The sequence below is a fragment of the Calditrichota bacterium genome (assembly GCA_014359355.1).
GTDB lineage: Bacteria > Zhuqueibacterota > Zhuqueibacteria > JANLFK01 > Oleimicrobiaceae > Oleimicrobium.
The window spans coordinates 1-7,497 of record JACIZP010000109.1 but is presented as its reverse complement, the minus strand read 5'-3'; the positions used below and the strand labels follow the sequence as shown (position 1 = coordinate 7,497).

The 7,497-nt window shown below is 59.3% G+C and carries 9 protein-coding genes; all 9 read right to left on the bottom strand.

What is annotated here, in order from left to right:
* A partial coding sequence (locus tag H5U38_04535; protein MBC7186288.1) for a hypothetical protein occupies positions 1-301 on the bottom strand: 301 nt, incomplete at its 3' end.
* A 95-nt stretch (positions 302-396) separates the two neighbouring features.
* Complete coding sequence (locus H5U38_04530) at positions 397-783, bottom strand: hypothetical protein (protein ID MBC7186287.1); 387 nt, start codon at positions 781-783, stop codon at positions 397-399.
* Positions 784-798: 15 nt separating this feature from the next.
* The gene (locus H5U38_04525; GenBank protein ID MBC7186286.1) at positions 799-1,230 is read right to left on the bottom strand and encodes a hypothetical protein; all 432 of its coding nucleotides are present in this window, start codon (positions 1,228-1,230) and stop codon (positions 799-801) included.
* Entirely contained in the window at positions 1,231-1,596 is a 366-nt protein-coding gene (locus H5U38_04520) for a flagellar protein FlaG (GenBank protein ID MBC7186285.1), read from the bottom strand.
* A 43-nt stretch (positions 1,597-1,639) separates the two neighbouring features.
* Entirely contained in the window at positions 1,640-3,409 is a 1,770-nt protein-coding gene (fliD, locus tag H5U38_04515; protein MBC7186284.1) for a flagellar filament capping protein FliD, read from the bottom strand.
* Positions 3,406-3,750: a flagellar protein FliS gene (locus tag H5U38_04510; protein ID MBC7186283.1), complete on the bottom strand. Its 345-nt coding sequence runs from the start codon at positions 3,748-3,750 to the stop codon at positions 3,406-3,408. The genes fliD and H5U38_04510 overlap by 4 nt, the downstream gene beginning before the upstream one ends.
* Before the next feature lie 90 nt (positions 3,751-3,840).
* Entirely contained in the window at positions 3,841-5,067 is a 1,227-nt protein-coding gene (locus tag H5U38_04505; GenBank protein MBC7186282.1) for a flagellin, read from the bottom strand.
* A 233-nt stretch (positions 5,068-5,300) separates the two neighbouring features.
* Positions 5,301-6,680 (bottom strand): tetratricopeptide repeat protein, encoded by a 1,380-nt coding sequence (locus tag H5U38_04500; protein ID MBC7186281.1) that lies wholly within the window; start codon positions 6,678-6,680, stop codon positions 5,301-5,303.
* 10 nt (positions 6,681-6,690) lie between these two features.
* Positions 6,691-7,497 (bottom strand): tetratricopeptide repeat protein (locus H5U38_04495; protein ID MBC7186280.1); only part of this gene is annotated, 807 nt, incomplete at its 5' end.

The window sequence follows — 7,497 nt, the reverse complement described above, 5'->3', positions numbered from 1 at the left end:
TGGCACTGTTCGTGCGTCGCCGCACAAGGTCTGGGATGAATACCTCCCCTAATGCGCGGAATCTGACAGGGTCGGAGAAGAAGCTCAGTGCACCCACATCCAGTTCGTTGAGAAGGCAGGCGAGTTCGCCATTCCCCTTTTGTTCCTTGCGGAGATAGGCAAGGTACTGCCCCAGGTTCGGCAGTCCCACCGCTTCCATGCGCGCAAGAAACTGGCCCTCAAACAGATAGCGCCGACCGTTGGGCAAATAGAGCCCCGTTGTCTCGTAGAGGTAGTCTCTTAGCGCCAACACTTCGTCCATCTGGTCACCCATCCTATGTGAAGCAAGCCTGACAACTGGGCCAGAGCAAGACTGTAGCTAAAGGGATCGAGAGCCTCCGCGCATTGTGTGTCCCGTTAGCGAGACCCGAATATCTCGTCAATGAGGCGCCGTGCGGTTTCCCAAAGGACTTCAGGGTTTTCGTAGTGGGCCTCGCGCAGGCGTTGCCGGACCTCTTCGAGCCTGTCGGCCCTGTGCTCCTCCTCGGTGTCCAGCTCCCCGAGAATTCGGCGCATGAGTCGGTCGTCCAAAACCGAGACCCGCCGCTCTTGGTCACCATGCAATTCATTGGGCCCATTGGTGAGCAGGTTCCTTGCCTCACCGGAGATCTCAACTCGGTCGGCAGCGCCTTGTTCTTTCTCGACCTCTCTTGGCGGGGCACCTTGTGGCGCCTTCTTCTGTTCTGTTTGCCGAGGTCGTAGCCCCTCGGCTTCCGGCAGACCATTGATTTCCCTAACGGTCATCTCTTATCCTCTTCATCAACACACCAGATCTGTCTGGCCTCCGTTGCGAGCACCCAAGTAGCGCTTCAAGGAGCGGACCCTTTCCTGGAGTCTCTCCTGCTCCTTCTCTAGCAGGTGGATCTTTTGCTGCAATGAGGCAATGCTGTCCCTTGTCCTCGCGAAACAAACCTCCGCCAAGCGGCGCAGCTCGGAGCGCAAGGTGTTGACCTCTTCCGGGCAAGTACTTTGTGCGCTCAGCTCCCCTCCCATTGCCACCAGGCGCGCCAGTACCTCGCTGCGCAGGGTCGCGAGGTAGGGAAGTTCCTCCACGCGTCCGTCGCGAAGTTTGGCCTCCATCTCTGCGTCATACGTCGCGAGTTGCTCCAGGAGCTCTATACCCTGGCGGAGGAGCTGCGCGCTTTCCACCGTGTCCCTACCGGTCGCGGGAGACTCTGCCAGTCTCCCCATTTAGGCCTCTTGATTGAGCAACACACCCAGCAGACGCGACATGCGTGCCACCAGACGGAGCATTTCCTCTGGCGGAATCTGCCGTATCACCTCCTGCGTCTCCTGGTCGATGACCTTAATAACGGTCTTCCCGGTGGCCTGGTCAACCAGGAACGCGATGCGAACATTCATGGCGGTGGCGAGCTCGTTCAGCGCCGTGGCGAGCTCTGCCGGCGCCCCTGACTCCACTTCCCTCCGACTGCGGGGTTCTGGCGACGCTTCGCTTGCCACGGGTGGCCGCGACTTTTCCACCGAGACATCTCGGCGAGCGGGAGGCATCATCAAGGGCAGGTTGCCACGGACCGATTCAGTTTGCGTGATCTCCACAGCGGACCTCCATAATCAGTCTCCGGCACCAGCCGGCTCCCCATCACCCCGAATTCCAAGAGTTAAGACTGTTCAAGAAACCAGAAAGGGTACTTTGTTGCTGTACCAGCGCGTACAAGGCCTCCTGCATGGATGCCAACTGCTTGCGGTAGTACTCTTCGCGGCGTTGGAGCTGTTCGTTGAGGCGCGCCAACCTCTTGTCAATGCGCTGCAGCTCCTCACCCAGACTCGTCTGCTGGTCATCAACGATGCCGCCTGTTTCCGTGAACGCCTCCAGCAGGGACGCCATGCGCGTGGCCACTCCGTCGCTGGAGTTGAAAAGGTTTTCAACAGCCACTGGGTCTTCCTCGAGCCACGAGCGGAGTTTGGAGGCGTCGGACAACGAGGCCTGCAGCGTGCTATCAACAGTTATGCCAATCTCAGCCATGGTCGAAGGTTTGCCGCTCTCTAATCCTGGCACGCGGCCCAACAGGGCCCCGAGGAGCTGCGTGCGCAGGCTGGTAAAGACCGTCTCACCTGTCATGGCCCCGCGTGCATAGGTAGAGCTATCCACCGCCGATTTCGCCTTGATGTATGAGGTAACAGTGTTGAGTGCGCTCAAGAACGCGCGAATCTTGGCCTCCAACGCGCTAGTGTCTTTCCTGGCGCTGATAGTGACGGCGGTTGTCGATGGGTCAGCGTAATCGTCGTTAGCAACCGTCACCCCTCGCAACGTGTAGGTAATGCCGTTTATCGTGAACGTATTGGAATCTTTAGTGATTTCGTCTTCGGCAGAAGTGCTGTTAATGGTAAAGCGCGCGACTTGCCCCACGGTCTGGGGGGCCCCTGCAAACTTCAGAGTCTGCGTCAAAAAGGTACCACTGACGTCTTGCAACGCAATCTCGTCCGCCCCGGTCGCATTAGCCGTCAGCACCAGCTTGTCGAACGTATCGTCGTAGTAGGCCGTAACGCCGGCGGCGGAGCGGTTGATGCGCCCGATAATAGTGTTCAGGGTATCGGTGTCTGCGTCCCACGTAATGGTGACGCCGTTGATCTTGAAACTCCCCGACTCGTCCTGTCCCACAGGCTGGTCAAAATTGGCCTGGTAAAGGAGAACATCGGCCTGCACGCCAGTCCTGTTTGTCGTGTAGGTGCCCGAAGCAATCTTGGTGGCAGTCAGAAAGCCGTAGGTCTCCGGCGTCTCGCTTACCACCAAGTCCACCCCTGGCTCATCACTTTCGATGACAAAGCGATCGCGCAGGGCATCGTAGTAGATGTTGGCTGCCGCTGTTTCGTCAGCCTTCACCGCCTCCATGAACGCGTCGACGGTGGCATAGTCGGCCAACACAAATTCCTTGCCGTTGATGGTAACGCTCCCATCAGGGGTTTGGTCAAACCCTGCTTCGCTCCAGCTCTTCGAGGTATCGATCTTACCCTGTCCAGCTACCACTTCCGCGTTGCTGACCACCCCCGCCGCCGTGTTGAGCCCGGCGCTACTCTTGACGGTAGTGGCAGTAGCAAGTTGACGAACTCGCAGCAGGTAGGTTCCGGCTGCCGCTCCCGAGGAACCTGTAGCCGACACCAAGTCGGCATTGCTACTCACTACATTCACCACATTGAAGATGGAGTCGCTGCTGCTCTCTGCCAGGTCATCAACAAGGGCCTTGAGGGAAGTGAGGTAGTTCTTCAGGTCCCGGTACATAGCGACCCGCACGTTGAGAGTGGATTTGCGGTTCTCCAACTCAGTGACGGGTTTCCGTTCGATCGCCATGTACTTGTCGACGAGGGCGTCGATGGCCGAGCTCTGGTTGAACAGCGCGTCAAGGGAGATCATATTGCTGCTCCTTCTGGCGACAGCGCCGGTCGGGCAGTCGCCTGTTCCCAGGCAGCGCGGAGCTCGGTGATGATGGTACGCGTTTCCTCAAAGCGCTGTCTCTTCACCTGCCGCAGACAGTAGTCATAGAGGCGAAAGAGCCCCTCCGCAATCTCCGGGTAATCAAAGTTCAAGCCGTCAATGAGCACCGACAGAGCGCGCGCCGCCCCGGAGCCGTCCTGCCGCGCGCAACAGCGCAGAATAAAGTCGTACAGATGGACCACCAGCCTTTCCGGCGAAGCGGAGAGAATCTCCTGTTCGCGGTACCTGAGGAAGGGGTCTGTCTTACTGATCGTCGTCATTGCATGCCGTTCCCTATTTATCGCCAGGTGGGGCACCGCCAGCGAAGTGGGGTGGTCCTATGAGTACCACCCCACTTCTCCTGGAAAGGGTTACCTGAACAGGGCCAAGACTGCCTGGGGGCCAACATTGGCCTGGGCCAACATCGCGGTAGCCGTCTGCTGGAGGATGAGCAGCTTGGAGGCCTCCAGCTGTTCCAAGGCCAGGTCGGCGTGCATGATGCGGTTGTGCGCCGCCTCCGTGTTGACCTTGGCGATCATCAGGTTCTCTTCCTGGACCGTCATGCGGTTCACGCGCGCGCCGATGTAGCTCAGTGCCTTGTTGACGTTGGTGATGGCCGCGTCAATCTGGCTCATGTAGGCTACGGCATTGTCGTGGTCATCCACGTTGTTGCCGGCCTTGTCGAACTTGAAGACAAAGGAGCCAGTGTCGCCTGTGGCCAGCCCGCCCAGTTTGAACTTGAACCCACGCCCGGTGTCGATGGTCGCCGTGGAACCACTGGTAACCGTCGCCTGGGCTGAGGTTGCAAGAGCGCCGGTGCCGTTGCTGGTCGACGAAATCTGCAGCGGCGACCCGTTGCCGTCCAACACGCGGAAGGTGGCTTTGCCGCCGGTCACCGAGACCAACTCGAACGTGTAAAAGCCCTCATTCAGTTGGGTCGAACCGGTGTTGATGGTGCCCGAGGCGGCGATGCCCGTCAGCGTGTAAGCGCCAGGCGCCACGTAGTAGCTCGAGGCGGTGCCGATGGTGACGGTGCCACCGCCTTGGTCCACCGACAGGCTGGCAGCAGTGTAACCCCCGGTGTAGCCCACCTCCGAACTCTTCATGTCAAAGGTGAGCACGTCCGTGGTGGCCGCACCGACCTGAAAGACAAAAGACGTGCTATCGCCACTGAGAGTTGGCACGCCGTTCCAGGTAGCCTGCTCGACCTCATCGTCGATCTGCGCCGCCAGCTGCGCCAGTTCGTTGTTGATGGCCGCACGCTCTTCCGAACCCAGGGTGTCGTTGGCAGCCTGCGTGGCTTTGGCCTTCATTTGCCCCAAGATGTCCAGTATCTTGGTCAAGTTGCCTTCTACCACCGCTACCATGTTCTTGGCATCGGCGACGTTGTTCAGCGCCACGCCAAGCCCATCGGCCCGGACTTTCAGCTTGCTGGCAATGGTCAGGCCGGCCGCATCATCGGCTGCCTGGTTGATGCGCTTGCCGGTGGCAAGACGCAGTTGGTGAATGCTCAGATTGCGGTTGATGTTGGTCAGAGCATTCAACATGTTCAACGCGGCAATGTTGGTGTTGATCCGCGTCAGTTCCACCTCTGCCATAACGACCTCCTTGTGATGAAATCAGCGTCCTTGCTTCGAGGGGAGCCTCTCATCTTCTCCCCCCAACCACCCGCCAATGAACCCCTATGCCTTTCCGCAACTTCACCTCCTTTCGTGCTGTTCTCTTGCAGCACACTTCCCTTCCCATCAGGATAATCGGCAGGAATGTCCAAAACTTGAATAGTTTGTGCTGCGCACGGAAGCGGCGCCGTCTGCTGCCAACGAATGGCCCTTCAAACCCTTGAGAGCGATGTTGGTGCGGCAGTCTTGCTCCCTGCCACGCGTTGCATGACGGCTAGGTTGCGGCGCGCCTCCTCGTAGTGCGGGTTCAGGCGCAGAGCGCGCTGGTAAGCCTCGATTGCCCTGTCAAGGTCGCCCAACTTTGCATAACACCCGGCCATGTTGTTGAGCAGCTGTGGCGTAGGCTCCCCAAGGTGCAGGCGCTGCTCAAAGAAGCTCAACGCCCGGTCAAACCGTCCCAGACCGATCGCCGCCTTGCCCATCTGCATGAGGATGTCAGGGTGCGGGCAGACCTCAGCAGGCCAGATGTGGCGGTTGGCATCGTACAGCGCCAAGGCGCGCTCGAAATGGTCGCGCGCTTGCGGGAAGGCCCCCATGTGAAGAAGACATTCGCCAAGAAGAGCATGTGCCAGAAAGTCATAGTCCATGGTGTCAAGACACAGCCGATGAAAGCTCGGTGATTCTCGTAGCGAAGCCAGAGTTTCGAGAAAGTGGAGGTAGGAATGCCCTGCCTTTGCCCACTGGCACATCTTGCTTTGCACGACGCCCAAAGTGAACAAGGCATCGACGTAGGCCGGCTCCACTTTGAGTGCCTTCCTGCAGAAGGCCTCCGCGCTCCGCAGGTCCCCCAGCTCCAGAAATGAGCACGCGACGTCATAGCAAATCATGAGGAAAATATGCTCTTTGCCTTCAAAAGAGAGGTCTTCCAGTACCTCTCTCCCCGTACAGGCGGCAAGTTCGAACCGACGGCGAATGCGATACATGCGGATCAGGTTGTACCAGGCAAACACATCCTGCGGGTCCTTCTCCAGCTGAATGCGCAGCAAGCCTATTGTGCGTTCCTGCTTGGCAGTCAGCTTCTCAGGACCAAGGGCGTAACCGTAATGGTAGACCCGGATCCCCGTCACCAGTGCCGCTCCCTCGTAGAGGAGCTGGTTGTGGACAATCCCCTCATAACGACCTTTGCCCCGTCGGAACACCCGTGGGGAGTACAACTGCGTCCTTCCCTGCGGCATGTAGTTGAGAACCGACAGATGGGCGGCGTCATAGCCTTCTCCGCGCAGCACTTTGCCAAGCTGTGCGCTGTCGGCGCGCTCAAACTCCTCGTCGGCATCCAGCACCAGCACCCAGTCGCTCTGCACGAATTGCAGAGCGTAATTGCGCGCCTCGCTGAAGCTGCTATTCCAGGGATGAAAGTGGACCTTTGCGCCAAACTCAGTAGCGATCTGCGGCGTGGCGTCGGCGGAACCGGTGTCCAGCACGACGATTTCGTCGACAATGCCTTGCACGCTCCGCAAGCAGCGCGGGAGCATCTCGGCCTCATCTTTGACAATCATGCAGAGGCAAAGGGTCGGTTTACTGTCTGATGGCATACTCGTGCCCTCAAGCCTTTACTGGCGCCGTCAGCCTGTTCAAGACGGCCAGGTTGCGTCTTGCTAACTCATAGCTTGGATCGAGCTCTAAGGCTGCCTTGTAGCCCAGCCGGGCCGCTTCTGCGTGCCCCAAGTGCGCATAGCAGGAGGCGATGTTTCCGAGGACGCGCGCCTCAGGCGGACCAAGAACGAGGGCCTTCTCATAAAAGGCAATGGCGTGCGTGTGCAGGCCGAGCCGCACACACGCGTCGCCCACCTCTCGGTTTGCCTGGGCATTGGCAATGTCCAGCGCGCTGAGCACCTCGACCATGGCGCGCGCTTCGTCTGGTCGTTCCAGCTGCAGATAGGCACGCAGCAGACCTACTGCCACCCCCACATGGGAGGGCGCAAGGGCATGGGCCTTGTTGAGCGCCTCGGTGGCCTCCTCGTACTGACCGGCCGCCATCAGTGCGTGCGCGTACCCATTCAGGACATCCACATTGGCAGGAGCTAACTCTGCAGCCTTCGCGAAGCAGCGCACGGACTCAGCAAAGTTTCCCATGTCTCGCCATACCTCGCCGAGCTGGAAGTGGACCACCGCGTCTTCGTATCCTCCTGCGACGGCGCTCTCCAGCACCTGCCGTGCTCCCTCCAAGTCTTCCTTCAGAATCCTGCATTGCGCCAGTCCCTTGAAGTAGAGCAGGTCGGGCTTTTCCCCCAGCAGGGCCTCATACCAGGCTTCGGCTTCTTGGAGTTTCCCCATGGCAATGTAGCACTGCCCGATGTGGTGGAGGGCACGATTCTCGAACCCCCACGAATCCACAATCACGGTGGTGAA

Bases quoted from the DNA above. Each gene is read 5' to 3' on its own strand.
- H5U38_04510 (MBC7186283.1), bottom strand. From the start codon at position 3,750: ATGACGACGATCAGTAAGACAGACCCCTTCCTCAGGTACCGCGAACAG.
- H5U38_04530 (MBC7186287.1), bottom strand. From the start codon at position 783: ATGACCGTTAGGGAAATCAATGGTCTGCCGGAAGCCGAGGGGCTACGA.
- H5U38_04500 (MBC7186281.1), bottom strand. From the start codon at position 6,680: ATGCCATCAGACAGTAAACCGACCCTTTGCCTCTGCATGATTGTCAAA.
- H5U38_04525 (MBC7186286.1), bottom strand. From the start codon at position 1,230: ATGGGGAGACTGGCAGAGTCTCCCGCGACCGGTAGGGACACGGTGGAA.
- H5U38_04505 (MBC7186282.1), bottom strand. From the start codon at position 5,067: ATGGCAGAGGTGGAACTGACGCGGATCAACACCAACATTGCCGCGTTG.
- fliD (MBC7186284.1), bottom strand. From the start codon at position 3,409: ATGATCTCCCTTGACGCGCTGTTCAACCAGAGCTCGGCCATCGACGCC.